This is a genomic window from Streptococcus sp. HMSC077D04 (assembly GCF_001808785.1).
Lineage (GTDB): Bacteria > Bacillota > Bacilli > Lactobacillales > Streptococcaceae > Streptococcus > Streptococcus mitis_BX.
Window position 1 is genome coordinate 1 of sequence record NZ_KV794473.1, and the last position, 361, is coordinate 361.

Annotated in this window: 1 protein-coding gene; it reads right to left on the reverse strand. The window is 34.1% G+C overall.

Annotated features, from left to right (window positions below; all coding sequences use genetic code 11):
• Nucleotides 1–121 precede the first annotated feature (121 nt).
• Nucleotides 122–361 (reverse strand): DUF4176 domain-containing protein (locus tag HMPREF2701_RS01020; RefSeq protein ID WP_070481825.1); only part of this gene is annotated, 240 nt, incomplete at its 5' end.

Consider the following 361-nt stretch of genomic DNA (forward strand, 5'->3'; position numbering starts at 1 on the left):
AGAGTAAGCTATTGTCAGGTCTGGATGGGCAAATTTTACCAGTGACCAGTCTACCTAATCTTCATTATAACATTTTCTCATCATATAGAAAATCCTAGAATAAAATCCTAGGATTTGTATGTCATTTTTTAAAATCATCTACACTAAAGTGGTCATAGGTGATTTTTGAGACTTCTTCATCATAACGATTCAAAAAGTCTTGAAAACGACGATCAATGTAACCGAAGAATAGAACTTCATCTATATCCTCTTTGTTAAAGAAGATAATGTTTTGATTAACAAGCCCTAGTGGAAGACTGACAGCCCCAAAGTCAAAATAACCTTGCTTTCCGTCCTTTTCAGTAACTGGACAATGATTAAC